Source organism: Amycolatopsis sp., assembly GCF_036008905.1.
Classification (GTDB): domain Bacteria; phylum Actinomycetota; class Actinomycetes; order Mycobacteriales; family Pseudonocardiaceae; genus Amycolatopsis.
Map to the genome: position 1 here is coordinate 35,996 of NZ_DASYMU010000024.1, position 23,751 is coordinate 59,746.

At 68.8% G+C, this 23,751-nt stretch carries 23 protein-coding genes, 1 tRNA gene and 1 pseudogene; 13 read left to right on the forward strand and 12 right to left on the reverse strand.

Translation table 11 applies throughout. The features are described from left to right. Positions 1–329 precede the first annotated feature (329 nt). Complete coding sequence (locus VGP60_RS04750) at positions 330–683, reverse strand: hypothetical protein (RefSeq protein WP_327546631.1); 354 nt, start codon at positions 681–683, stop codon at positions 330–332. 1 nt (position 684) lies between these two features. Between VGP60_RS04750 and larC the strand changes: the two genes are divergently transcribed. Beyond that, entirely contained in the window at positions 685–1,155 is a 471-nt protein-coding gene (larC, locus tag VGP60_RS04755; protein ID WP_327546630.1) for a nickel insertion protein, read from the forward strand. 31 nt (positions 1,156–1,186) lie between these two features. Here the strand turns inward: larC and VGP60_RS04760 are convergent, their stop codons facing one another. From VGP60_RS04760 to fusA, 3 genes are all read right to left on the reverse strand, one after another. Next, on the reverse strand, positions 1,187–1,951 hold the full coding sequence (locus tag VGP60_RS04760) for a GAF and ANTAR domain-containing protein (protein ID WP_327546607.1): 765 nt from the start codon (positions 1,949–1,951) through the stop codon (positions 1,187–1,189). Positions 1,952–1,993: 42 nt separating this feature from the next. Further along, entirely contained in the window at positions 1,994–2,704 is a 711-nt protein-coding gene (locus VGP60_RS04765; RefSeq protein WP_327546608.1) for a GAF and ANTAR domain-containing protein, read from the reverse strand. A 188-nt stretch (positions 2,705–2,892) separates the two neighbouring features. After that, positions 2,893–4,944: an elongation factor G gene (gene fusA / locus VGP60_RS04770; RefSeq protein WP_327546609.1), complete on the reverse strand. Its 2,052-nt coding sequence runs from the start codon at positions 4,942–4,944 to the stop codon at positions 2,893–2,895. 431 nt (positions 4,945–5,375) lie between these two features. On the opposite strand from fusA, the gene ligA reads away from it, so the two are divergent. The 5 genes from ligA to VGP60_RS04795 all read left to right on the forward strand — a co-directional run bounded on the left by ligA (position 5,376) and on the right by VGP60_RS04795 (position 9,056). After that, a complete protein-coding gene (ligA, locus tag VGP60_RS04775) occupies positions 5,376–7,367 on the forward strand; it encodes an NAD-dependent DNA ligase LigA (protein ID WP_327546610.1) in 1,992 nt (663 codons plus the stop codon). A gap of 57 nt (positions 7,368–7,424) precedes the next feature. After that, on the forward strand, positions 7,425–7,742 hold the full coding sequence (locus VGP60_RS04780) for a hypothetical protein (RefSeq protein WP_327546611.1): 318 nt from the start codon (positions 7,425–7,427) through the stop codon (positions 7,740–7,742). Next, positions 7,679–8,188, forward strand: a complete 510-nt coding sequence (locus VGP60_RS04785) for a DUF4436 family protein (RefSeq protein ID WP_327546612.1) — start codon at positions 7,679–7,681, stop codon at positions 8,186–8,188. The genes VGP60_RS04780 and VGP60_RS04785 overlap by 64 nt, the downstream gene beginning before the upstream one ends. A gap of 99 nt (positions 8,189–8,287) precedes the next feature. After that, positions 8,288–8,563, forward strand: coding sequence for a YggT family protein (locus tag VGP60_RS04790; protein WP_327546613.1), 276 nt, complete (start codon positions 8,288–8,290; stop codon positions 8,561–8,563). A 106-nt stretch (positions 8,564–8,669) separates the two neighbouring features. Then, a complete protein-coding gene (locus VGP60_RS04795; protein WP_327546614.1) occupies positions 8,670–9,056 on the forward strand; it encodes a helix-turn-helix domain-containing protein in 387 nt (128 codons plus the stop codon). Between the two features lie 245 nt (positions 9,057–9,301). Here the strand turns inward: VGP60_RS04795 and VGP60_RS04800 are convergent, their stop codons facing one another. Further along, on the reverse strand, positions 9,302–10,150 hold the full coding sequence (locus VGP60_RS04800) for a hypothetical protein (protein WP_327546615.1): 849 nt from the start codon (positions 10,148–10,150) through the stop codon (positions 9,302–9,304). Between the two features lie 59 nt (positions 10,151–10,209). Further along, positions 10,210–10,602: a peptidase inhibitor family I36 protein gene (locus VGP60_RS04805; protein ID WP_327546616.1), complete on the reverse strand. Its 393-nt coding sequence runs from the start codon at positions 10,600–10,602 to the stop codon at positions 10,210–10,212. A gap of 180 nt (positions 10,603–10,782) precedes the next feature. Between VGP60_RS04805 and VGP60_RS04810 the strand changes: the two genes are divergently transcribed. Next, on the forward strand, positions 10,783–13,518 hold the full coding sequence (locus VGP60_RS04810; protein ID WP_327546617.1) for an AfsR/SARP family transcriptional regulator: 2,736 nt from the start codon (positions 10,783–10,785) through the stop codon (positions 13,516–13,518). Between the two features lie 34 nt (positions 13,519–13,552). Beyond that, complete coding sequence (locus tag VGP60_RS04815; protein ID WP_327546618.1) at positions 13,553–14,503, forward strand: SDR family NAD(P)-dependent oxidoreductase; 951 nt, start codon at positions 13,553–13,555, stop codon at positions 14,501–14,503. 91 nt (positions 14,504–14,594) lie between these two features. Here VGP60_RS04815 and VGP60_RS04820 read toward each other — a convergent pair. Continuing rightward, positions 14,595–15,674 (reverse strand): annotated as a pseudogene (locus VGP60_RS04820) (epoxide hydrolase family protein). A 404-nt stretch (positions 15,675–16,078) separates the two neighbouring features. On the opposite strand from VGP60_RS04820, the gene VGP60_RS04825 reads away from it, so the two are divergent. Beyond that, positions 16,079–16,146 (forward strand) — tRNA-Cys (locus tag VGP60_RS04825). 151 nt (positions 16,147–16,297) lie between these two features. Here the strand turns inward: VGP60_RS04825 and VGP60_RS04830 are convergent. After that, positions 16,298–16,600, reverse strand: a complete 303-nt coding sequence (locus VGP60_RS04830; RefSeq protein WP_327546619.1) for a MarR family winged helix-turn-helix transcriptional regulator — start codon at positions 16,598–16,600, stop codon at positions 16,298–16,300. On the opposite strand from VGP60_RS04830, the gene VGP60_RS04835 reads away from it, so the two are divergent. Then, complete coding sequence (locus tag VGP60_RS04835) at positions 16,599–16,814, forward strand: hypothetical protein (protein WP_327546620.1); 216 nt, start codon at positions 16,599–16,601, stop codon at positions 16,812–16,814. The two genes, VGP60_RS04830 and VGP60_RS04835, sit on opposite strands and share 2 nt — an antisense overlap. A gap of 51 nt (positions 16,815–16,865) precedes the next feature. Beyond that, on the forward strand, positions 16,866–17,345 hold the full coding sequence (locus VGP60_RS04840; RefSeq protein ID WP_327546621.1) for a MarR family winged helix-turn-helix transcriptional regulator: 480 nt from the start codon (positions 16,866–16,868) through the stop codon (positions 17,343–17,345). A 48-nt stretch (positions 17,346–17,393) separates the two neighbouring features. Here VGP60_RS04840 and VGP60_RS04845 read toward each other — a convergent pair whose 3' ends face one another. After that, entirely contained in the window at positions 17,394–18,557 is a 1,164-nt protein-coding gene (locus VGP60_RS04845) for an adenosylhomocysteinase (RefSeq protein ID WP_327546622.1), read from the reverse strand. A 233-nt stretch (positions 18,558–18,790) separates the two neighbouring features. Here VGP60_RS04845 and VGP60_RS04850 point away from each other — a divergent pair, with 233 nt between their 5' ends. Then, positions 18,791–19,276, forward strand: a complete 486-nt coding sequence (locus VGP60_RS04850) for a DUF2127 domain-containing protein (protein ID WP_327546623.1) — start codon at positions 18,791–18,793, stop codon at positions 19,274–19,276. On the opposite strand, the gene VGP60_RS04855 is transcribed toward VGP60_RS04850, so the two are convergent. The 3 genes from VGP60_RS04855 to VGP60_RS04865 all read right to left on the reverse strand — a co-directional run bounded on the left by VGP60_RS04855 (position 19,249) and on the right by VGP60_RS04865 (position 21,306). After that, complete coding sequence (locus tag VGP60_RS04855) at positions 19,249–20,151, reverse strand: hypothetical protein (protein ID WP_327546624.1); 903 nt, start codon at positions 20,149–20,151, stop codon at positions 19,249–19,251. The genes VGP60_RS04850 and VGP60_RS04855 overlap by 28 nt on opposite strands. Before the next feature lie 49 nt (positions 20,152–20,200). Next, the gene (locus VGP60_RS04860; RefSeq protein ID WP_327546625.1) at positions 20,201–20,821 is read right to left on the reverse strand and encodes a bifunctional DNA primase/polymerase; all 621 of its coding nucleotides are present in this window, start codon (positions 20,819–20,821) and stop codon (positions 20,201–20,203) included. 161 nt (positions 20,822–20,982) lie between these two features. Then, the gene (locus tag VGP60_RS04865) at positions 20,983–21,306 is read right to left on the reverse strand and encodes a GNAT family N-acetyltransferase (protein ID WP_327546626.1); all 324 of its coding nucleotides are present in this window, start codon (positions 21,304–21,306) and stop codon (positions 20,983–20,985) included. Between the two features lie 238 nt (positions 21,307–21,544). Here VGP60_RS04865 and VGP60_RS04870 point away from each other — a divergent pair, with 238 nt between their 5' ends. Next, positions 21,545–23,614: a PhoX family phosphatase gene (locus VGP60_RS04870; protein ID WP_327546627.1), complete on the forward strand. Its 2,070-nt coding sequence runs from the start codon at positions 21,545–21,547 to the stop codon at positions 23,612–23,614. Positions 23,615–23,751 lie beyond the last annotated feature (137 nt).

The following is a 23,751-nucleotide window of genomic DNA, read 5'->3' on the forward strand; positions in this document are numbered from 1 at the left end:
GCCAAGCCTGTTTTGCCGGATACATCGATCAGGTATCCAGCGACGAGCCCCGTGAGCACGATCTTTCGCCACGGTGGCCACGATGGCTGTCACCAGCTGGCCGAGATAGGTGTCACCCGACGTTCCACAGGCAAGAAGATCGTCGGCCGCTCATCGCCGGAATTTGTCCGTTCGAGCGAAACCTTGCGGAAATGCGGGCCGGCTCTGCCGTAGATCCGGACACCGCAAGGTTCGCTGGACAGGACAGCGGCCCCGCAGCGCCAGGCGGAGTCTTTGATCATGTAGCGGCTGCCGCGCCATGATGGATGCGACGTCGAACGCACGCGGCATCATCGGCGGATGGACGCGAGAAGGCCGACTGGGGGGAGCGTGTCAGCGGCGATGCGGCGTTCCTCGGCTTGGCGGATGGCGTTGAGGGCGTCGGGGGCGCGGGTGGCTGGCTCGGTCCAGGCACCGCCGCGGCCGTCGACCAAGCGCCACAGCATGGCCGTGGCCACCGTGGTCAGATCCGAGCCGGCGCGGCTCAGTGCGGCGAGCATGGCGGAGCCTTGGTGGAGGAAGTCGTGGCCGGCGCTCCAGGCGTCGAGCAGGTCACCGGCGGGGGTCTCGGCGTCGAGCAGGCCAGCGGCGACCAGCAGTGCGCAACTGTGGCGACGCGACGCGCTGTGCGTCGTCGAGAGCACGATCGACGATCTCGATCCCCGCCAATGGCCCGACGTGCTGGAGAGCCTCCAGCACGTCGGAGCGCTCGATGTCTGGTTGACACCGGTCCTCATGCGCAAGGGCAGGCCGGGGCACGTCCTCACCGTGCTGGTGCCTCCGGCACTGGTCGACGCCGTCGTCGTGCGCATCGCCGAGACGACGCCGACGCTCGGCGTGCGGGTTTCCGAGATCGAGCGACGCGCCCTGCACCGGGACGAGGTCACCGTTGACATCGGGCTGGGTACGGTCCCGGTGAAACGGGGCCTGCTGGGCGGGCGGGTGGTGACGGTCCAGCCGGAGTACCGGGAGGTCCGGGCGCTGGCAGAGACGACCGGTCGCCCGGTCGACGAGCTCATCGACCTGGCTCGGGTCACGGCCAGGGCGTTGCCGGAACGGGCCCACGACTCCTCCGATCAGGCGGGCTCCTCCGCTCCGGGGCGCGACGACAGCTGATCGGCATCACTCTGCTCGGTGCGCTGGTGTCTCAGCAACCAGAGATGTGCTGGGGATCGAGGACGTTCCGCAGGCGAAGTGCCCCGGTGACGATCTGGTGGGCGACTTCGCTGAGCCTGGCGTTGTTCTTCCGTGCGTAGAACCGCAACACCGCGAAAGCCTGATCCATATCCAGGTTCCCGGCGTGGGCGAGTGCGCCTTTGGCCTGCTCGATGGCGACACGACTGTTCAACGCCGTCTGCAGCTGCTCGGTGAGCACCTCGCCACGCCGGATCGCGCGTTCCTGCAGAATCCCGATGGTCGCGATGTCCGCGAGCGCGCGGGCCACCTGAAGGTCTCGCTCACCGAGAAGGCCGGGTTCGCGGCCGAAGAGGTTCAACGCGCCGATGGTTTCGCGACGCAGGCGCAGGGGCACCGCGTGCACCGCGGAAAACCCCTCCCGGAGCGCCTGGGGCGCGAATCGCGGCCACCTCGACGCCGTCTCGGACAGATCCGCGACGAGTACCGATTCCCTGGTGCGGACACAGTCGAGACACGGACCTTCGTCGTTCTGCACCTGGAACAGTTCCAGCAGCCGGGCCTGCTCGGTCGAAGACGCCAGCACCTGCAGATGTCCTCGCTGGTCCGAGAGCATGATCCCGGCCGCGGCGACGGGCAACAACTGGAGGCTGTGTTCGACGAGCTGGTGGAGTACGTCGACGACGTCGTAGTCGTCGACCAGGGTGTCAGCCATCTGGACGAACGCCTGCAGCAATTGGGGTTCCCGCACGGCATCCGGTGACGTGTCGTCGTTCATCAGCACACTCCTGCCTTCTCCTGACGAGGGTAAGCCCACCGCTCATGGTCCCAGTTCCGACGGCAGGATCCGGCGTGCCACAAGATCGCGGGCGACATCGTCGACCAACCGGCCCGCCGAAAACGCGTAACCCCGCAACAGGGCCAAGGCTTGTTCCGCCGAAACTTCGAACTCGACGAGCAGCATCCCCGTGGCCTGGTGCACCCGCTCACGATCCCGGTGCATCGCGGACAGCCAGCCGGACTGGACCCCCAGGAGGACCAGCGTCGCCAGCTCGACGATCTCCAGTGCGGCGGCCAGTTCCGCCGGCGAAAGCCAGCCGGGCCGGACCCGGTAGAGGTCGATCGCGCCGAGCCGGATGGCACCGCTCTGCAACGGGAACGCGAAGATCGCGCCCACCGCCATGGTGACGATCTCCGTCGCGAACACCGGCCACGACTCCGTGACGGTCTCCGACAGGTCCGGGACCAGCACCGGCCCGTGCGTCTCGAACGCTTCGAAGCACGGCCCTTCCCCCAGGCTGAACTGCAGCGCTTCGATCCGGGCACTGACGCCGTCACTGGTGTACAAGGTGTGCTGATGCATGGAATCGCTCATCAGGGACACCGAAGCGCCGTCGACCCGGACGAGATCCACACACGCCCGGCACACCTGTGCCAGCGCTTCGACCCCGCTGATGTCCTGACGCAACGCGGACATCACCGCCGTACGCACGGAGCCCATCCGCTCAGGCGAAGTCCGGTCGCCGCTCATCGGAAAACATCGCAACCGAGGTCAGCAAGACAAACCACGGTGCACCTCCATCGCGCCGACTTCTGCGGACCCCCACAGGCGCGCCGATGACCATACGCGTCTGGACTGGGCAAAGATGAGGTCGAAGTTCGGCCCTGCCCGGACACCCGGAGATGGCCCCGCCGCGAACGGCGGGGCCATCGTGGTGCCTACCGGGAACGCGCCCCGGCAGGCACCGGGGCGTAACCCGTCGGCCGGGTGGTGAAGATCCCCCGGCCCTGGGTCCGGCTGCGCAGCTGGTCCGAGTAACCGAACAACTCGGCCAGTGGCACGGCGGCGGTGAGCACCACCGTGCCCGCCGTCGCGACCGACGCCGAAACCCGGCCACGCCGTGCCGCCAGGTCACCGAGCACGCCGCCCATCGCGTTCTCGGGGACCGTGATGGCGACCTCGGCCACCGGTTCCAGCAGCACCATCACGCTGGCGCGCAATGCTTCCCGGAGCCCGAGCCGGCCCGCCGTCCGGAACGCCATTTCCGACGAATCCTTCGAATGGGTGACGCCGTCGGTCAACGTGACCCGCAGCCCGGTCACCGGGTGACCACCGAGCGGCCCCTCGGACAGCGCGTCACGGCAACCGGCCTCGACCGCGCGGACGTAGTCGCGTGGCATCCGGCCACCGACGACGGCCGAACGGAACACGAAGTCCGCCACGGCTTCCAGCGGCTCGACGTCGAGAACGACGTGGGCGAACTGACCGGCGCCGCCGTCCTGCTTGACGTGCCGGTACAGCAGCCCCGAGACACCACGGCCGACTGTCTCCCGGTAGGACACCTTCGGCCGGCCGAGGGCGACATCCAGTCCACGGCTGCGGCGGATCTTCTCCACCGCCACCTCCAAATGCAGCTCGCCCATCCCCGACAGCACGAGCTGACCGGTCTGGGGGTCGTTCCTGACCACCAGCGAAGGATCTTCCTCGACCAGCCGCGTCAACGCCGACACCAGCCGTTCGGTATCGGTGGTCCGGCGAGCTTCGACGGCGACGGAGACGACCGGAGCGGCCACCGGCGGCGGCTCGAGAAGTACCGGGGCCGCCGGCGTGCAAAGGGTGGCCCCGACACGGGCGGACTTCACCCCGATCACCGCGACGATGTCCCCGGCCACCGCCTGGTCCAGCTCGGTGTGCCGGTCCGCCTGGACCAGCAGGATCCGCGAGATCCGTTCGGTGCGCCTCGGACCCACGTCCACCACCTCCTCCCCTTTCCGGATCGTTCCCGAGTACACCCGCAGATAGACCAGCCTGCCGGTGCTGGCCGAAACCACCTTGAACACCAGCGCGGCGAACGGCGCCGACGGATCGGCGATCCGTTCGTGCTCCTCGCCGTCCTGAACGCCACGCACCGCGGGCACGTCCAGCGGCGACGGCAGGTAGGCCACGACGGCGTCGAGCAACGGCTCGATCCCGCGGTTCCGGTAAGCCGAACCGCACAGCACCACCAGTCCCTCGCCGGTGCGGGTCAGGTCGCGCAGAGCGGAGGCCAGCGTCGGCGCGGAAACGGCCGACTCCGCGCAGAACTCCTCCAGTGCCAACGGATGCAGTTCGGCGACAGCCTCTTCCAGCTGCCGACGTCGTCGCCGCGCCTCTTCCAGCAGCGCACCGGGCACCGGTCCCGCCTCGAACGTTTCGCTGTCGCCGGCCCAGACCAGCGACCGCATCCGCACCAGGTCGACCAGTCCGGTGAACGCGTTCTCCGCACCGATCGGCAGCTGGACGACGAGCGGCGCCGGGTGCAGCCGATCCCGGATCGACGCCACGGCCTTGTCCAGTTCCGCACCGGCGCGGTCGAGCTTGTTGACGAAGGCGATCCGGGGCACCCGGTGGCGATCGGCCTGCCGCCACACCGATTCGCTCTGGGACTCGACCCCGGCCACGGCGTCGAACACGACGACGGCGCCGTCGAGAACACGCAGCGAACGCTCGACCTCGTCGGAGAAGTCGACGTGACCGGGAGTGTCGATCAGGTTGATCCGGTGGCCGTCCCAGGTACAGCTGACGGCCGCGGCGAAAATGGTGATCCCGCGGTCGCGTTCCTGGGAGTCGAAGTCGGTGACAGTCGTCCCGTCGTGGACTTCGCCCCGCCGGTGGATGGTTCCAGTGGCATAGAGAATCCGTTCGGTGACAGTGGTTTTGCCGGCATCGACATGGGCGAGGATGCCCAGGTTTCGAACGCCGGTCAGCGGTAGGTGCAGGTCGGTACGCACGGCACAGGTCCCTTTCGGGGTGATCCGAAGAATATGGCTGCGCGATGCACGGGACGGACGGCTCACCTTCCGCGCAGGCGGAAACCTCCGGCCGTCCCATGGCCTCGAGAGGAACGGGACCGGCCAGTCGGCTCGGCGGCGAAGATCAGCTGTACGTCACGGATTCCGGTGAAAACCGCGCGGCTTTCACCGGGCGTACGAAGACACCAGAAGGACCTCATATCGCGACCGGGGAACAACGACGGCGTTGCGACTGCGCATGGCCGGGCTCCCTCACTCGTCGCGGCGCGCCGCGGATGTCGTGGCGGCACGTGGTTCTTGGGCAGTGTAATGAATCCCGAGTGGATAGTGAACCGAATTGAACCGGCGAGCGAGGCAGGGGTTCGCCGGATGTCGGTTTGTGTCGGTGAGCACGGGTAACGTCCTGTGCCGTGAACGCACGGGAACGCATCCAGGAACTCGCCGACCAGATCGTCGTGCTGCGCGACGCCTACTACCGGGGTTCACCGTCGGTGGCGGACGCCGAGTACGACGCGATCGAGGACGAGTTACGAGGGCTGATCGAGGCGAACCCGGAGCTGGCGCCCGACCCGAATCCGCTGGAGCAGGTGGGCGCGCCCGCGGTGCTGCACGCGCCGATCAGGCACTCGCGCCCGATGCTTTCACTGGAGAAGGCGACCCGGCCCGAGCAGGTCGCGGCGTTCTTCGACCGCTTTCCCGGCCAGCCGGTGGTGGTCATGCCGAAGCTGGACGGCCTGTCGCTGGCCTTGGTCTACGACAACGGGCGGCTGGCACGGGCGATCACCCGCGGGGACGGGACGACCGGCGACGACGTGACCATGCTGGTGCGGGCGCTGATCGACGGGATCCCGGAGCGGGTCGACGCGCCGGGCCGGGTCGAGGTGCGCGGCGAGGCGGTCATGTTGCGCTCCACCTTCGCCGCCTACAACCTCGCGCACCCGGACAAGCCGCTGATCAACCCGCGCAACGCCGCCGCGGGCACCCTGCGGGCCAAGGACCCGGCCACCGTCGCCGAACGACGCCTGCAGTTCTTCGCCTTCGATCTGGACACCGACCCCGACAGCGCGGAGACCGACCTGGACCGCGCGCTGCGGACACTCGGGTTCGCCGCCGCCGACATGCGTCACTGCGCCGACGCGGACGCGGCGCAGACGGTGATCACGGCGATCGAGCAGCGGCGCAACGACCTGGACTACGACCTGGACGGCGCCGTGCTGCGGCTGGCCGATCGCGACGCCTACGCCGCCGCCGGAACCCGGTCGAGCTCACCCCGTGGCGCGCTGGCGTTCAAGTTCGCCGCGGAGGAGAAGACCACGGTGCTGTCCGATGTGGTCTGGGACGTCGGCAAGACGGGCAAGATCGCCCCGGTCGCCTGGTTGGAGCCGGTGTTCGTGGGCGGCACGACGGTCACCCGCGCGACGCTGGCCAACCAGGAGGTGATCCGCGCCCGCGGCATCAGGATCGGCGACACGGTGCTCGTGCGCCGCGCCGGCGACGTGATCCCGTTCGTCGCCGGCGTGCTCGACGCCTCGAAGCGCACGGGCGCGGAGCGGGAGATCGTGCCGCCCACTGTGTGCCCGTCGTGCGAGCAGCCGTTGACCGAGCAGGGAAACAGCCGCGAACTGTTCTGCACCAACGTCGCCTGCCCCGCCCAAACCGTGCGGCGGTTGATCCACTGGGCCTCGCGCGCGGCGGCGGATATCGACGCCATCGGCGGGGTGTGGATCGAACGACTGGCCGAGGCGGGGATCCTGGAGCACCCGTCGGACTTCTACCAGCTCACCAAAGAACGACTGCTGGAGTTCGACCGCATCGGTGAGATCTCGGCCGCGCGCATGATCGAGTCGATCGACGCCAGCCGCCAAGTCGGCCTGCGCCGGGCGCTGATCGGGCTCGCGATCCCGATGGCCTCGGAGGGCACCGCCGCACGCCTGTGCCGGGCGGGATTCGCCTCACTGGAACAGGTCGCCGACGCGGACGTCGACGGGCTGGTGGCCGTAGAGGACATCGGGCCGAAGGTCGCCGCCTCGCTCATCGAGCACCTCACCCGGCTGCGGCCCGAACTCGAGAGACTGCGGCAGCGCGGCGTCTCCCTGGACGTGCGCGAAGAGGACCTCCCGCCGGTCGTCGCGGCCGGCGCGCCACTGGCGGGCAAGACGGTGGTGATCACCGGCGCGATCAGCGACCCGCGCTCCGGCGAGAAGGTCGCCCGCCCGACCTTCCAGCGGTTGTGCGAGAAGGCCGGGGCGACAGCCGCGTCGTCGGTCTCGGCGAGCACCGACCTGCTCATCACCGGCGCGGGTGTCGGCGCGAGCAAGCTCACCAAGGCCGAGAAACTCGGCGTCGACGTCGTCGACCAGGGCGAAATCTGGCAACAGCTGATCGCCGCCGGCGTCGTCTAGCGACGGGCAAAGGCGAACGGGTAGGCGAACAGGTCGGCTTGGGTGGGTGGGTCGTGAGTGGCACCCACCCACCCGGACCTTCCAGCCTGTCCGTCGAGGATCAGATCGGCGCGTCCGGTCAAGACCGTCGCGGTCCTCGTCCTGGTGGCGCTCGCGGCCGGGGTGGGAGTGCTGCTGCACGCGGCGGACCGGACGGCGGGCGACACCTGGCATTCGGTCGGCACCGACGACCCGGACCGGATCGAGGTGCCCGCGTCGGTTCAGCGGGTCGACGCGGGCGCGCGGGAGGTCGTACTGCGGGCGTACTGCGGGTGCTGGTCACGCCGCGCGGCGAGCTCGGTGAGGACGGCGGGCTCGCGCCGGCCGCCGAGTTGAGACTGCTGAACTCCTCCAGCCTCCGCGGGGACCAGGTTTTCCCGGCACACCAGCGTATTTCGAGTATCGATCTGCCGATAGCGCTGTCCGGCGGCACGGTGACCGACTATCCGTTCGACAGCTACCAGGTGAGCGTGCAGTTCGCGGCGGCGCAGGGCGGCGTGCAGGTGCCGGTGCTGCTCACGGTGGACAAAGTGGACAGTCTGTTCGCGTACTCGATCATCGGCGCCGACGGCTCGAGCGGGCTGGTCTGGCCCGCGTTCGGCTTCATGGCGGCGACGCTGTTCGCCTTGGCGGGCTTCCGCAATCTGGCCCCGGGACTGCCGCCGATCGGCTCGCTGTTGGACTACGCGGCCTTCCTGTGGGCCGAGGTCATCATCGCCCTGAATGTGGTCGTGTCCGTCGTGAGCGGAGCCGTCACCGAACACGGACAGCGAAAGATCTGATAATCGGCTGAGAACCCGGGCGAACGCGACACTTCCGACCCGGCTTCGAGCGTTGGTACGGGTAAGACGGCCGAAGTGGCCGTCACGGAGGAGTTCGCCATGAGCCTGATCGGAACGCTTCTCGGCTACGTCTTGACGGTGTTCTTAGTGGTGCTTATCGCCCGGATGGTGCTCGACTGGACGACGATGCTCGCCAACCGTCCCCGGTGGACAGGCAGGGCGCGCGTGGTGACCCATGCCGCGACCGAACCGATCATCGCGCCGGTGCGGCGGCTGCTGCCGCCCGTGCGGTTCGGCGCGGTGGGGCTGGATCTGGCGTTCACGGTGGTGTTCGTCGTGGTACTGATCCTGCGGTCGGTCGCCTTCAGTTTGTGACCGGGTCCGACGTGCCGGGGCCGAACAGCCCCGGCACCGACGTCTCCATGTCAACTGTGATGAACAGACCCCAGTGCATTCATCGCAGTTGACACGAGGTGCACCGATGCCCGACGACGCTCCCGCCACCGTCCGGAAAACGCTGGCCGAGAAGCTGGACTACCTGTTCCAGACGGTGCGCCGGCCCGGCCAGCGCGAATACAGCTACGAGGACGTCGCCACCGCGATCGCGCGCGACCAAAAGGAGGCGATCTCCGCCTCCTACATCTGGTACCTGCGCACCGGGCAGCGGGACAACCCCACCATCAAGCATCTCAACGCCCTGGCGAAGTTCTTCGGCGTGCCCACCGCGTACTTCGTCGACGAGCCGACCGGCGAGCGGGTGGAAGCGGAACTCGCCCTGCTCACCGCGTTGCAGGACGCGGGGGTCGGGCCGTGGCGTTGCGCGCGGCCGGGCTGTCGAGCGAAAGCCTGGACTCGATCGGCGGCATGATCGCGCAGGTCCGCAAGCTCGAGGGCCTGCCGCCGCGCAACCAGGACTAGACCGTAACCGGGGTGGTCTCGGCGAGCACCGCCGCGACCACCGGCGAGCGCCGGTAGGCCCGCGCGACCCGGCGGACATACTCCTCGGCTTCGGCCGTTCCCGCGTTGAACACCGGCGCATTCGGCGCGTCGGGAACCTAGAACTCGTCCCTGGGGAAAGTGTCGACATATCCCCCGGGGAGGGCCAGACACGACCTAGGGCGCCAGGATTCGGTCGGCGTTCGCGAGGCGCGTCCGCTTGTCCGTTTCGAGCCGCTGGAACTGCGCGGCCTCGCGCTCGACGACCTGGTGTTGCAGGGAAACTTCGACATCGTGCCAGACACCGACCAACCGGGAGGACTCCTTGCAGCGGACGTCGGCTCGCGCGGTGTCGACCTCGGCGCGCGGGACGGTGGCCGAGTCGAGATCCCACTGCGGGTCCGAAATCGCGGCTTTCGGGTCGGCGTAGCGGAAACCGGCCGACGCCATGCACTCCTGCCAAGAAGCCTTTGCCCGCACGACATCCGCGTTCTTCGCCGACTCGTCCAAGGAGTCGAAGTCCTGCGAGGTCAGGAAATCGCCGTCACCGTCGGGAACGCCTTTGGCGATGTCGGTGTCGGCTTGGTCGGCGCAGCCCGGTTTCCCGTCCTCGCTGTACAACGCCGCGCGCTGCTGGTCGGTCAGTTTCGACGACCAGTTCTGGATTTCCCGTGAGCTCGCGGCTTCGTCCGCGGTTTTCGGGAAGTGGTAGCCGTAGCGCAGCGCTGTGGCGTCGTCGAGCACGCCGTAGCGCCGCATGTTCGGGGAGAGGTCGAGCGGGCCCGGCGCGGTGACGCTGTCCGGCAGGCTCATTTCCAGGCCACGGCTTCGCATACAGCGCTGGACCAGCAGGCTCTGCGCCTGCTTGATCCGAGACTCGTCGGCGTGGCCGAGCCGGTAGACGTCGAAGGGCAGGGCGAGTTCGGTCGCGACCGGGCCGGTGGGGCCGGCTTCCGCCGTGGTGCCGCAGGCGGCGAGGGTGAGCAGCAGGGCGGCCGCGGCGAGGCCTCGGCTGGGAGATGCCATGGGAGGAGCCTTTCCAGGTGGCGCCCCGGAATCGGCCGGGGCGCCACCTGCGGTAGTCGTCAGGCGCAGATGTCCACGGCGCTCAACCTGTTGTCGCCGATGGCGTTGTTCGCCAGGAAACCGTCGTCGGTGCCGCTGATCGACTTGGTGTGCGCGCCGGTGCCGCCGACGTCCTGCCAGAGCTGCACGTTGCAGCCGATGCGGTTCTTCACCGAGCTGGTCTCGTTGTCGATGCTGTCGTTGCTGCCGGTCCAGTAGTTGTTCCGGAGGTCGAAGTCGTCGCGCGTCAGGTCGAGCCAGTGGTTGGTGTTGCCCTGGTTGAAGTCGTTGTTCTCGAACAGGCAGAACTTGCCGCTGTCACAGCTGCCCACGGCGGACGCCGGGGAAGCCATGGCCGTGAGGCCCGCCAGTACCGCCGCGGCGGCCAGTGCGCCGGAAACGATCCTCTTCATCGTGGTGCTCCTCGCTGGGTTCGTGGATCTCGGTGGATCGGGTTCAACGGTAGGAGCGAGGCGATGAGCAAAAGCTGCGCACTTGTTGAATCCGCAGGTCAGAGGCTTGATCGGGCGGAATATTGAACAGTTGGTGAATGCACTGGCACACTGGGCGGGCAAAGGGGCAAAGGGGGCACCTTGGCTGTCCGGTTCGTTCTTTTCGGCACCATCGAGGCTTTTGTCGATGGCCGACCGATCGAGCTCGGGCATGCCCGGCAACGGAGTGTGCTGGCGGCACTGCTGGCCGACGCCAACCGCCCGGTATCGATCGACCAGCTCACCGAGCGGGTGTGGGCGGACCGCCCGCCACACCGGGCACCTCGCTCGATCGCCAGTTATCTGTCCCGTCTGCGCCGCGCGCTGGCCGGAGCCGACGACGTCGACATCCTGCGCGGAGCGGGCGGCTATCTGATCCGGGTCGACCCGGAAGCCATTGACCTGCACCGATTCCGGACCCTGGTCGCGCGTGCCCGCGAGCGGCAGTCACTGGGACTGTTCGACCAGGCACTGGACCTGTGGCGCGGCGAGGCGTTCGCCGGGGTGGACACGCAGTGGTGCGACGCGATGCGGCAGACCCTGGACGCCGAACGGGTGGCGGCGGAACTCGACCGGACCGACATCGCGCTGCGGCTCGGCGCGCACAACTCGGTGCTGGCCGGGGTCGCCGCCCGTGCCGCGGCCTCGCCGTTCGACGAGCGGATGGCCGGTCAGCTGATGCTCGCGCTGTACCGCGCCGGCAGGCAGGCCGACGCCCTCGACCACTATCAGCGCACCCGGTTGCGGCTCGCCGACGAATTCGGCGCGGATCCCGGGCCCGCGCTGCGCGAACTGCACCAGAAGATCCTGGTCACCGACGCCGACCTGGAGCTGTCGAGCGAGGGCACGGTGCCACGCCAGCTCCCGGCGCCACCACGGTGGTTCGTCGGGCGGGACAGTGAACTGGCCGCACTCACCGAAGCGATGGACACCCAGGGCGGCACGGTGATGGTCTCCGCGATCGCCGGGCCGGGCGGGATCGGCAAGACCTCGCTCGCGCTCAAGTGGGCCCATCGCGGGGTCACCCGGTTTCCGGACGGGCAGCTGCACGTCGACCTGCGCGGTTTCGACCCGTCAGGGGCGCCGATGCCGCCCGCGGTGGCCATCCGCCGGTTCCTCGACGCGCTGGGCGTCGCCCCCGCCGCGATCCCCGCCGACGAAGACAGCCAGGTCGCGCTCTACCGCAGCCTGGTCGCGGGCAAACGCCTGCTCGTGATGCTGGACAACGCGCGTGACGCCGGTCAGATCGAGCCGTTGCTACCGGGGAGCGAGACCTGCACCGTGCTCGTGACCAGCCGCAACCGGTTGGGCGGCCTGGGAGTTCGCGGGGCGCAACTGCTGCACCTCGACGTCCTCGCCGACGAAGACGCGCGCGAACTGCTGACCCACCACATCGGCGCCCAGCGGATCGCCGAGGAACCCCGCGCCGTCGCCGCCCTCGTCCACTGGTGTGCCGGGCTGCCGCTGGCGCTCAGCATCGTGGCGTCGCGGGCCGCGACCCAGCCCGGGTTCCCGCTGGACGTGCTGGCGAAGGAGTTGCGGGATTCCTCGGCGAGGCTCGACGCGCTCGACGCCGGCGACCTGAACGCGAACCTCCGCGCGGTGTTCTCCTGGTCGTACCGCGCCCTCGACCGCGAGCCGGCGCAGGTGTTCCTGCTGCTCGGCCCGGCACCGGGGCCGGACATCAGCCTGCCCGCCGCCGCGGCCCTCACCGGGCTCAGCGGCTCCCGCGTGCGCGCGGTGCTGCGGGTGCTGGTGGACGCGCATCTCCTCCAGGAGTACGTCCCCGGCCGCTACCGGATGGACGACCTGCTCCGGCTTTACGCCACCGAACTCGCCGGCGACGAGCGGTCAGGACTGCGCCGGCTGACCGACTTCTATCTCCACACCGCGCGCGCCGCCGCGCATCTGCTGCGCCCCGAGCGTCAGCCGATCGAGCTGCTCCCGACGATGCCCGGCTGTACCCCGCTCCCGCTCGAGCACCGGGCGGTGGCCGCGGTGTGGTTCACCGACGAACACGCCTGCCTGCTCGCGACACTGGACGCCGCCGCCCGGAACGACTGGCACGACTCGACGTGGAAACTGGCCTGGACCCTCAGCGCGTTCCACGTCATGCGGGGACACGTGCGCGACGACCTCGCCGCCTGGCGTGCGGGGGTCGCGGCGACGCGGAAGCTCGACGAACCCGTCGCCCAGGCCGTCGCGCAGATGTTCCTTGGCGACGCCTGCACACGGGTCGGCGACCACACCGAAGCCGTGGACCACCTGCGCCGGGCCCTTTCACTGGCGGAGCGGGCGGAAGCCGTGACCGTGCTGGCCGACGTCCATCGCGCGCTCGGCTGGACGCTGGAACAGGATGGCGACGTCGAGCGGGCGTTGAACCACACCCAGCACGCGCTCCGGCTCTTCCGCGCGACGGGCAACCCCATGCGGGAAGCCGACGCGCTCAATTCGGCGGGCTGGCTGCACGCCCGGCTCGGCCACCATGCGCAGGCCGTCGCCGACTGCGAACGGGCACTGGTCCTGTGCCGCGAGCACGATCACCATCGCGGCGAGGTCGTCACGCTGGACAGCCTCGGTTTCATCGCGCAACGGCACGGCGACCACGCCCGCGCGCTGGGCTACTACCGCGACGCGCTCGAACTGGCCCGCGAAACCGATGACACCTATGACGAAGCGGGCATCCTGGACAACATGGGCGAGGCCCAGCACGCACTCGGCCGACACGGCGAAGCACGCGAAGCCTGGCAGCAGGCGCTCGAGCTTTACCAGGCCCAGCACCGCGCGCACAGCGTCGAGGCCATCCGGCGGAAGCTCGACGCGGCGTCCCGGAGTTGACCTGGACCGCACTCCAGCATTTAGCGTGCGAACCATGACAACGCCACAGCACAAGATCGGCTCGGGGTTCGGTGAGCGGAGCACCGCGGACGAAATCCTGCGGGGAACCGACCTTTCGGGAACGCTCGCGATCATCACCGGTGGCTACTCGGGCCTTGGCCTGGAAACCACGCGTGCGTTCACCCGCGCCGGCGCGCACGTCGTCGTCCCGGCCAGGCGGCCCGAAACAGCGCAAGCCGCGCTCGCGGAGTTCGACGGCGTCGAGGTCGCGAGCCTTGATCTCGCCGATCTCGACAGCGTCCGCAAGTTCGCCGGGCGGTTCGTCGCTTCGGGCCGCGGCGTCGACTTCGTCGTCAACAACGCGGCGGTCATGGCCTGCCCCGAAACCCGCGTCGGCCCGGGCTGGGAAGCGCAGTTCGCGACCAACCACCTCGGCCACTACGCCCTTGTCAACCGGCTCTGGCCGGCGATCAAACCCGGAGCGCGTGTCGTGTCCGTGTCCTCCGCCGGGCACCACTACTCCGGAATCCGCTGGGACGACCTGGGTTTCGAGCGCGGCTACGACAAGTGGCAGGCCTACGGGCAGGCGAAGACCGCCAACGCGCTGTTCGCCCTGCACCTCGACACGCTCGCCCGCGACGCCGGCGTCCGGGCGTTCTCGCTGCACCCCGGCGGCATCCTCACGCCGTTGCAGCGGCACCTCCCGAAAGAGGAGATGATCGCCATCGGCTGGATCGACGAAGCGGGCAACCAGGTCAACGACTCCATCAAGACGCCCGAACAAGGCGCCGCGACGCAGACTTGGGCCGCGACTTCCCCGCAGCTGGCGGAAATGGGCGGCGTCTACTGCGAGGACTGCGACATCGCCGAACCCTCCGACGGCACCGTGCGCGCCGGGGTGCGCGACTACGCGACCGACCCCGAACAGGCCGCGCGCCTGTGGGCACTCTCGGCCGAACTCACCGGCGTCAACGCTTTCTCGTGAACGGGCGTCAACACCTTCGCCATCTGTCGACAGATGGCGACGGCTATCACGTGATGCCGACATCTCGTGGCGCCCGGCACGCGCGGCGAGGTCAGCGCAGGTCCCGGAAGAACGCGCGCACGTCGTCGGCGAACAGGTCCGGCACCTCCATCGCCGCGAAGTGGCCGCCACGCTCGAATTCGGTCCAGTGGGTGACCCTGTACGCCCGCTCGACGAAGGCGCGGACGGGCAAGGTGATGTCGTGCGGGAAGACGGCCACGCCCACCGGCGCCGGGCACGGGACCTGCCCGGGGGCGGTTTCGCGGGAGAGGCGCGCGGAGGAACCCGCGGTGCCGGTGAGCCAGTAGAGCATGACGTTGGTGAGCAACCGGTCCGTGGTGATCTCGGAGCGCGGGTCGACCCAGCCGGCGAACCTGTCCGCGATCCAGGCCAGTTGCCCGGCCCGGGAATCGGTCAGCGCGTACGCCAACAACTGCGGCCGGGTGGCCTGCAGTATCTGGTATCCGGGCCGGTGGGCGACGTGCCGCTTGATGCCCGCCAGTCTCGCGGTGTCCTTTTCGGACAGATCGGCTTCCCCGTCCTCGGGCGGCAGCAAAGGAATGTAGTTGAGGTGCACGCCGACGATGTTGTCCGGCGCGGCGGCACCCAGCGCACGCGAGATGTTCGAACCGAGGTCGCCGCCCTGGGCGCCGTACCGGTCGTAACCGAGTCGGCGCATCAGCTCGGCCCAGGCGCGGGCGACGCGGCGGATGTCCCAGCCGCGCTCCCGGGTGGGGCCGGAGAACCCGAACCCGGGGATCGACGGGATGACGAGGTGGAACTGCTCGGACAACGGGCCGATGACGTCGAGGAACTCCACCACCGAACCGGGTCAGCCGTGCGTGAGGATCAGCGCCAACGCGTCCGGGTCGGCGGACCGCACATGCAGGAAGTGCACGTTCTGACCGTCGATTTCGGTGGTGTACTGGGGAAACGCGTTGAGTTCGGCTTCCTGCTTCCGCCAGTCGTAGGCCGTGCGCCAGTACTCCGCCAGCTCCTGTACCCGCCCGAGCGGGATGCCGTAGTCCCAGCCCGCGCCGGGTAGTTCGTCGGGCCAGCGCGTGCGGGTCAGCCGCTCGGTCAGGTAGTCCAGGTCCGCCTGCGGGATGTCGATACGGAAGGGCGTGATCATGACAAACTCCGTTGGTCTCACCAATATTGGCAACCCCAACGATAGATACCCATCGCGATCCGTGTCAACGCGTTTCGACGCGGGACACCAGCCGCAGGAGTTCGTCGACCGGCCACTGGTCGTAGGCGTGCTCGCCGTACTTGGCGACGAGGACGCGACCGCCGCTTCCGATCAGGAAGTCGGCGGGAGGCCAAGTCTGCCGCCGCGCGGATTTCTCGACGCCAGCCGCTCACGCCCGCGCGCGGCGCGGCCTCGACACCAAACTCGGCATACAACCGCTTGGCGGGATCGGCGATGACGGCGAAAAGCAGCTCTTCGACATGCTTGCGCAGCTCTGTGACCCACGCCATTCTCGAAAAGAATTTGCCCCGCCTTCCCCTTCCCCCTTACGCTTTTCGCAACAAACCCTTGTAGCTCACCGGGTAGAGCGCGGCCACACGCCGTTATCCAGGTTCGATTCCCGGCAGGGGTACTGCTGGGCCTTTCCCGCGACGGATCCACCGCCGGAAAGCTCCAGACCAACCAACTCGTGAGTGTTTACGAGTGTTAGAACACTTGTTGCCACTCACGACCCCCACCTGACCACCCTGCGGGAAAACGTCGACACTTTCCCGGCGAAGCCGCTAATCGGATAGCGGGCAGTCGTGGCTTTCCAGGGCCGCGAGCACCGCGTCGGAGCTTTCGGCGAGTACGGCGAGCCGCTCCGGGCCGAGCACCTCGGTGAACCAGGCACGGACATGAGAGGCATGGGCCGGAGCGGCCTCGGTAATGGCCGCGCGCCCCGCGTCGGTCAGCAAAATATCCGGCGAACGACTGTTGCCGGTGGCTTCACGGCAGACGAGCCCGCGCTGCTCCATCCGCTTGAGATGGTGGGACAGCCGGCTTTTCTCCCATAGCGTCGATTCGCCGAGTTCGAAGGCGCGCATGCGGCGCCTCGGACAGGTTGACCATGATTTCGTAGTCGGCGGCGGAGAGACCGAATTCCCGTTGCTGGTGCTGGACGAGATGGGCGAACAGCAGCCGGTGCATCCGCAGGTACTTACGCCACGCGAGCTGTTCGGTTTCGCCGAGCCACGGGTCGTCGGTCACGGTCGGCATCGTACCGGTGCGTTGACGTGTCATCTCAAATCCTCGCGCTGACCTGCGAAATCAGTTTGCTGATTCGTCAACAAAGTCGGTATACTGACCACTATGGCCGGACCACGATGGCTCGACGAACGCGAAGCGCTCGTCTGGCGACGATACGTCGACACCCAGCGGGAGTTACTGGGTGCGTTGGAGCGTCAGAACTTCCGTGATTCCGGCCTCTCCGGTGCCGAATACGCCGTACTCGTGCCCCTGTCCGACGCCGAAGACGGCCTGCTGCGCGCCCGCGAACTCGGCCTGGAGCTCGACTGGGACCGCAGCCGGCTCTCCCACCAGATCAGGCGCATGGAAAAACGGGGGCTCGTCAGCCGCGAGGAGTGCGAGGCCGACGCGCGCGGCTCGATGATCCGGCTCACCCCCGAGGGCCGGGCGGCCATCGAAGCCGCCGCGCCTTCCCATGTCGAGCACGTCCGCCGGTACTTCTTCGACGTGTTGTCGGTGAAGGAACAGGAAATCCTGAGCACGGTCTTCGATCGGGTGCTCGGCCGTCTCGCCGAGGACAAGTCCACAAAGGACCCCTGCTAGCCCACCGCGCGGCTCCCACCGGCCAGGGGAACCGCGCGGTGGTAGCGGTCAGCGGCTGAGCAGGGCGACCAGATCGGTGGCGATGCGGTGCTCGATGTCGGTGGGCACCGCCTGCACACCGGCGGCCAGTCCTCCCGCGCAGACCGCGGCCAGGCTGCGGACCTGCAGCGTCAGCCCGAGATCCATCGCCTGGATGGGATTGCCGTTGGCGGCGGTCAGGTTGATCATGCGGCCCTGCTCGAGAATGACGATCTCGCGCCCGTCCGTCAGGGTGTATCCAGTCCGCCGAGCCGGATCGCCGTACTCGGTGGTGCCGGTGGTCATCGCGGCGAGCGCGGCGCGATCGATCTCCCACGCGAAATGCCCGACTCCCGCCAGCACGGCGCCGTCGGCGAGCGCGGCCAGTTCGTCCGCACCCAGCACGCCTTCGTGCCCGGTGGCGGTGAAGACGAGCTGTGCGCCCGCGAGTACGTCGGTCACCGAACCGACCCGGTGGCCGTTCATCACCGCTTGGAGCATCCGCATCGGATCGAGGTCCGCCACCGAGACACGGGCGCCGAGCCGGGCCAGCGTGTCGGCGACACCCTTGCCACACGGGCCGTAGCCGAGGACGGCGGCGTTCATCCCGGGGACCATCAGGTTGGTGGCGTTCATGAAACCCTGCACGACGCTCTGGCCGACGCCGAACTCGTTCTCCACCAACAGTTTCAGGTACGAGTCGTTGATCACGACCACCGGCTTGCCCGGCTGGGTGGCACCTGCGCGCAGCCTCAGCCCACCGGTGGTCGTTTCCTCGGTTCCGCCCAGATAGTGCGGGGAAACGCCGTCCGCCAGCAACGCCGTGGTCAGGTCGGCGCCGTTGTCCAGCGTCAGATCGGGATCACTTTCCAGTACCCGCCGGATGTTCTCCGCGTGATCGGTTTCGCTGTCGGCCCGCTTGCTGTGCACGGTGACGCCGAGCGCGCGCAGGGCGTCGGCCGCGTCGTCGTGGGTCGTGCCCGGCGAGCCGGTGAGCGTGATCCGCATCCCGGCCCGCGCCAGCAACGCGACGAGCGCGGCCGTCTTGGGCTCGACGTGCAGGCACATCGCCAGGCTTTTGCCGTCGAGCAGCGGGGCCGACTCCGCGACAGCCTGAGCTGTCAGCGGCATGTGCTTGAGTGCCCAGTTGGTCGCGGCGTGGCCGGTGATGTTCTTGGGTGTTTCGGTGGTCATGACTGATTCCTCTGGTTCGGCGCGACGATTCCCGCGCGGGCGAAAGCCCGCGCGTTTTCTTGGAAGAAGCGGAAATCAGTCGCTAACCGTGGAAATCGCACCGGTAGGAGTGGTCCCCGTAGATCGGGGCCACGACGTCACACCGGTACTCGCGCACCCGGCCGACGATACCGTTCTTTCGCGCGGAAGCGGAGTGTGGGGCAAGCTGGGTCTCGATCGAAAGGGGCCAGGCCATGGCGGACAGGACCGAGAAGCTGTTCCGCGTCGCGATCGCCCTGAAGGGGATCGACGGCGCCGCCCAGGTGCTCGGCGCGCTGCTACTGGTGATCGTGCCGTCCTCGGCGATCACCGGGCTGGCGCACGCGGTGATCACGCGCGACCTGCTCGGTGATCCCAGCAGCGTGCTGGCCCGGCATCTGCAGACCGCCGCGGAGAACTTCGCCGACGGCAGCACGAAGACGTTCGCCGTGGTGTACCTCCTCGCGCACGGCCTGATCAAGCTGGGCCTGGTGATCGCGCTGGGCCGCAAGATCGTGCGGGCGTACCCGGTGGCGGCGGTGGTGCTCGGCGCTTTCGTGGTCTACGAGGTCATCCGCGCGGTGCACACCCACTCGATCGCGTTGCCGTTCTTCGCCGCGCTCGACCTGGTGATCATCGTGCTCGTCCTGCGGGAGTACCGCGAGCTCCGCGCTCAGCGGCGCGCTTCGCCACCGAACTGACCGTTCACCTCGAGGATCTTGCACGCGCGGACCGTCGCCCAGCCACGCCACTCGAATTCGCCGGCGGCGGAGAACGATCCCCAGTCGACGGTCCAGCCGCCGTCGTCGCGCTGCTCGGCGGCGAGGCGAGCCAATTCCGCCTTGATGGCGGCCTCGGGGAAGAGCTCCCGGATGAGCCTGCCCGGTTCCGGCGCGAAGTCGAGCGGGTTCATGGCTTCGCCCTCAGTACCGCCTTCCACCGCCATCGAGCCGGACGCCGGGATGTACCCGCCGAGCCGCCGCAGTTCGGCGTCCGCACCGGGGACCAGGTCGTGCACGGTGTCGAGCAGTTGGAGGGCATACCGGAATTCGAGTGCGTGGCCGGGCCCGTCGATGGCGCGGATCCGGCGCAGCGAGTAGTCGCTGGCCGTGGCCAGCCATTCGTGGTCGCGCACGGTCTTGTCGTGCCGCCCGACGCGGTGGGCGATCGCCGCGAGCATGCTCGTCATGTGCAGTGACGACTGCTTCGGGTCGACGTCGAGGAAGAAGGGCGCGCACCCGGCCGGGTCGGGAACGGGGAGCCCGAAAGGCAGGCCGCCGTCAGGCAACGTGATCGCCCCCAGCCAGTCGCACAGCGCGCTCGCCTCCGGAGTGGTGCCCGGCGCGAGATCCTCGAAGACTTCGAACGCGTGCAGTGCGCTCACCGGCTGACTGGTCGCGGACCGCAGATCCGGCTCGAGCCCGGAGCCGTAGCCGCCGTCGGCGTTGCGGTACGCGGCCAACGCCGTCAGCGCGGCCTCCGATGAGCCGCCGCCGAAGCACAGTTCGAAGCGGCGCCGGTCGAGCAGCCGGGAGTGGACGGCCATGAACGCGGAGATCTTCTCGAAATCGGTCACGGCTTCAGTGTGACCACGGCGTCCACCGCGGTCTTGAACGGATCGGCCGTTATCCCGAACCCAGCATCTTCGCGGTGCGGAGCGCGGCCTGGACGGTCGCCAGGTCACCGAGCTTGCCCTCGGCCGCGGCCGGGGTGATCCACCAGTTCATCGAGCCGCCGACGACCCGGCTCGGCGGCAGCGGCAGGAACACCCCTCGGGTGAGGAACTCCAGGCCACGCACCCCGGCGAGGTCATCGTCGAGCACGCCGCCGCGGGCGACGAGGAAGCGGGCGCCCCGCGGTGACATGGCCACCGGGCACAGGTTTTCGCGGAACACGGGCAGCCCGGTGGCGATGGTCGCCAGCAGGGTCGGCGCGCACAGCACGTCGAACTCGACGCCGACCGGGGTCAGCACGGTATGCGGTCGTTCGGTCCACCAGCGCTCGACGAGCCGCGGATCGAGGGAAGCGTCCTGGGTGGCCGCGACGGGCTCGGCCGCGGCGACCACGTGCGGAGAGCCGGGGCGGGTGTAGCGCAGGCCGTCGCACAACGGACCCGGCACCACCGGCCACCCACGCTCCACATAGGACAATGCGGCCACGCGCAGGGCGCGACGGCCCTGGTCCCAGGTGTCCACAAGGGATTCCGGCGTACTCGTCCGGGTCGTCGTGGCGAAGGAGGCGCTCATCTCCGTTCTCCCGCACCATTTCGGACAGCGGCGCCGTGCTCGGCGCGGTTCGGCTCAGCCATGACCTTAGGTTCGGCCATCCCGTTTACGCGGGTGCGCCGAATCTGTCACGGTTCAGTTAACGAAAAGTGTCTCGATCGGGTGATCTGTGTCGCGTCCCGTCAGAGTTCGAACTCGGTGCGCCGGGCTTCCGGCACCAGGTCGAGGTACTCGGGGTGCTTCGCGAGGTACGAGCGGACGAACGGGCAGTACGGGATGACCGCGAGGCCCTGCTTACGCGCGTCGTCGAGCGCGAAGCTGATGAGCTTGCCGCCCAGGCCCTGGCCGCCGAAGGCGGGGTCGATCTCCGTGTGGAGGAAGGCGATCTCGCCGGGTGCCGCCTGGCGCGAGCCGGGGCCGGCGTACTCGGTGAAACCGGCGGGCTCGGCGTCCACGGAGATCTCGTAGCGGTTCCGCTCCGGAGCCGCACGCACTGTGATGTCCAAGATGATCCTCGTCCTCGGTTCGCTGAGGTGGCCACCGCAAGCGTATGCGTCCAGCGCGGGCGGCGCTGATCCGCCCTCGCGACGCTGCATAAGTGACGCTGCATAAGTGACGCGCAGCGTCCGACAATGTTGATCAGCCGAGGAAGAGTAACCAATCGGCAAACTTGTGGTTAACAACCGGCCAACGAGCCCGTACTGTCGTGGACGTCTCCCGAGCCCACCACTGGAGGAGCCCGTCTTGCCGGAACCCACCATTCCCTTGCCGCTGCTGGCCAATCACTCCCCCGGCCGCGCCCGGCTGACCTGCACCTACCGGTGTGGCGACGCCTGTTTCCACGCCCCGCCGAACGCCTCGGGCAACGACTACCTTGGCGACGTCATCGCCAGCGTGGTCAGCCGCCGGTCGGTGTTCAAGGCCGGTGCGGTGCTCGGGCTGGTGGCGGGCGCGGGGCTGGCCACGGCGACACCGAGCATGGCGACACCCAGCACCGCGTCGGGACACGCGAAGCCGCCGAAGGGACTCGACTTCACCCCGGTCGAGCGCAACAGCCTCGACGCGGTGGTCGTGCCCGACGGCTACCAGCAGGACATCGTCATCCGCTGGGGCGACCCGCTCTTCCCCGGCACGCCCGCGTTCGACTTCGACCACCAGACGGCCGCGCTCCAGGCCAAGCAGTTCGGCTACAACTGCGACTTCGCCGCGCTGCTGCCACTGGACCATCAGGGGCTGTCGAACCTGCTGGTGACCAACCACGAGTACACCAGCGAACAGCTCATGTTCCGCGGCTACGACCGGCTCAACCCCAGCGCGGAGCAGGTCGCGATCGCCTGGGCGGCGCACGGCCTGACCGTGGTGATGGTCGAGCGGCCGCGGTCGTCGGGCAAGCTCACCCCGCGGTTCAGCCGCTACAACCGGCGGATCACCCTGCACACGCCGTTCGAGATGCGCGGCCCCGCGGCGGGCAGCGACCTGCTGAAGACGTCGGTGGATCCGACCGGGAAACGCGTGCTCGGCACGATGAACAACTGTGCCGGCGGGGTCACGCCGTGGGGCACGATCCTGTCCGGTGAGGAGAACTTCAACCAGTACTTCGCCAACGCCGGCAAGATCGCGGACCCGGTCACCAAGGCCAGGCTCACGCGCTACGGCGTCCTCGGCGAGGCCACCGAGCGCAAGTGGGAACGGTTCGACAAACGCTACGACCTGCTCCAGGAACCCAACGAGGCCAACAGGTTCGGCTGGATCATCGAGCTCGACCCGAACGACCCCGGCAGCACGCCGGTCAAGCACACGGCGTTCGGGCGCTTCAAGCACGAGTGCGCGAACATCCGCGTCGCCGACGACGGCCGGATCGTGGCCTACTCCGGGGACGACGAACGGTTCGAGTACATCTACAAGTTCATCTCCAACGGCAAGATCCGCAAGGGCGACAGCCAAGCCGCCCGCCGCCACAACATGACCCTGCTCGACGACGGCACGCTGTACGTCGGAAAGTTCACCGGCGACAGCCCGGTCGCGGAGATCGACGGTTCCGGCAAGCTGCCTTCGGACGGCCGGTTCGACGGCTCGGGCGAGTGGATTCCGTTGGCCGCGGGCAACCGCTCGTTCGTCCCGGGTATGACGGCCGAAGAGGTCTACGTCTTCACGCGCCTGGCGGCCGACAAGGCGGGCGCGACCAAGATGGACCGGCCCGAGGACATCCAGGCGCATCCGTACACCGGCACGATCTACTGCGCGCTGACCAACAACGTCGACCGGGGCAAGGAAGGCAAGGAGGGCGCGACGGAAATGAACCCGCGCGTCGCCAACAAGCACGGGCAGATCCTGGAGCTGACCGAGCGCCGGAGTGACGCGCTGGCGTTGACGTTCTCGTGGAACCTGATGCTCGTCTGCGGGGATCCGAACGCGCCGGACACCTACTTCGCGGGCTTCCCGAAGGACAAGGTGTCACCGATTTCCAGCCCCGACAACGTCGCCTTCGATCCGCACGGCAACCTCTGGATCTCCACCGACTCCGCCGGCGCGCTGGGCGGGCTCAACGACGGGCTCTACGGCGTGCCGGTTTCGGGGCCGCAACGCGGTCACCTCAAGCAGTTCCTCACCGTGCCGCGCGGCGGGGAGACCTGCGGGCCGGTGATCGGCGAGCGGGTGATCACGATCTGTGTCCAGCATCCCGGCGAGGTCGACGGCGCCACCGCGGACAACCCGGTGTCGCACTGGCCCGACGGCGGCACCGGCCAGCCGCGCCCGTCGGTGGTCGCGGTCTGGAAGAAGGGCCGCCACCAGCCCGACCCCATCGGCACCTGACCCCTTCGTAGCGCCACGAGATGTCGACATCTCGTGGCCTCTCACGAACTAAGAGATCGCCACCTGTCGACAGGTGGCGATCTCTTAGTTCGTGAGAGGCCACGAGATGTCGACATCTCGTGGCGCTACGAAGGGGT

What these genes read in the sequence shown, in the direction of transcription:
- VGP60_RS04760 (WP_327546607.1), bottom strand. Translation starts at nt 1,951, where the DNA reads ATGAACGACGACACGTCACCGGATGCCGTGCGGGAACCCCAATTGCTG.
- VGP60_RS04765 (WP_327546608.1), bottom strand. Translation starts at nt 2,704, where the DNA reads ATGAGCGGCGACCGGACTTCGCCTGAGCGGATGGGCTCCGTGCGTACG.
- VGP60_RS04790 (WP_327546613.1), top strand. Translation starts at nt 8,288, where the DNA reads ATGAGCCTGATCGGAACGCTTCTCGGCTACGTCTTGACGGTGTTCTTA.
- VGP60_RS04795 (WP_327546614.1), top strand. Translation starts at nt 8,670, where the DNA reads ATGCCCGACGACGCTCCCGCCACCGTCCGGAAAACGCTGGCCGAGAAG.
- VGP60_RS04800 (WP_327546615.1), bottom strand. Translation starts at nt 10,150, where the DNA reads ATGGCATCTCCCAGCCGAGGCCTCGCCGCGGCCGCCCTGCTGCTCACC.
- VGP60_RS04805 (WP_327546616.1), bottom strand. Translation starts at nt 10,602, where the DNA reads ATGAAGAGGATCGTTTCCGGCGCACTGGCCGCCGCGGCGGTACTGGCG.
- VGP60_RS04815 (WP_327546618.1), top strand. Translation starts at nt 13,553, where the DNA reads ATGACAACGCCACAGCACAAGATCGGCTCGGGGTTCGGTGAGCGGAGC.
- VGP60_RS04835 (WP_327546620.1), top strand. Translation starts at nt 16,599, where the DNA reads ATGCGGCGCCTCGGACAGGTTGACCATGATTTCGTAGTCGGCGGCGGA.
- VGP60_RS04830 (WP_327546619.1), bottom strand. Translation starts at nt 16,600, where the DNA reads ATGCGCGCCTTCGAACTCGGCGAATCGACGCTATGGGAGAAAAGCCGG.
- VGP60_RS04840 (WP_327546621.1), top strand. Translation starts at nt 16,866, where the DNA reads ATGGCCGGACCACGATGGCTCGACGAACGCGAAGCGCTCGTCTGGCGA.
- VGP60_RS04845 (WP_327546622.1), bottom strand. Translation starts at nt 18,557, where the DNA reads ATGACCACCGAAACACCCAAGAACATCACCGGCCACGCCGCGACCAAC.
- VGP60_RS04850 (WP_327546623.1), top strand. Translation starts at nt 18,791, where the DNA reads ATGGCGGACAGGACCGAGAAGCTGTTCCGCGTCGCGATCGCCCTGAAG.
- VGP60_RS04860 (WP_327546625.1), bottom strand. Translation starts at nt 20,821, where the DNA reads ATGAGCGCCTCCTTCGCCACGACGACCCGGACGAGTACGCCGGAATCC.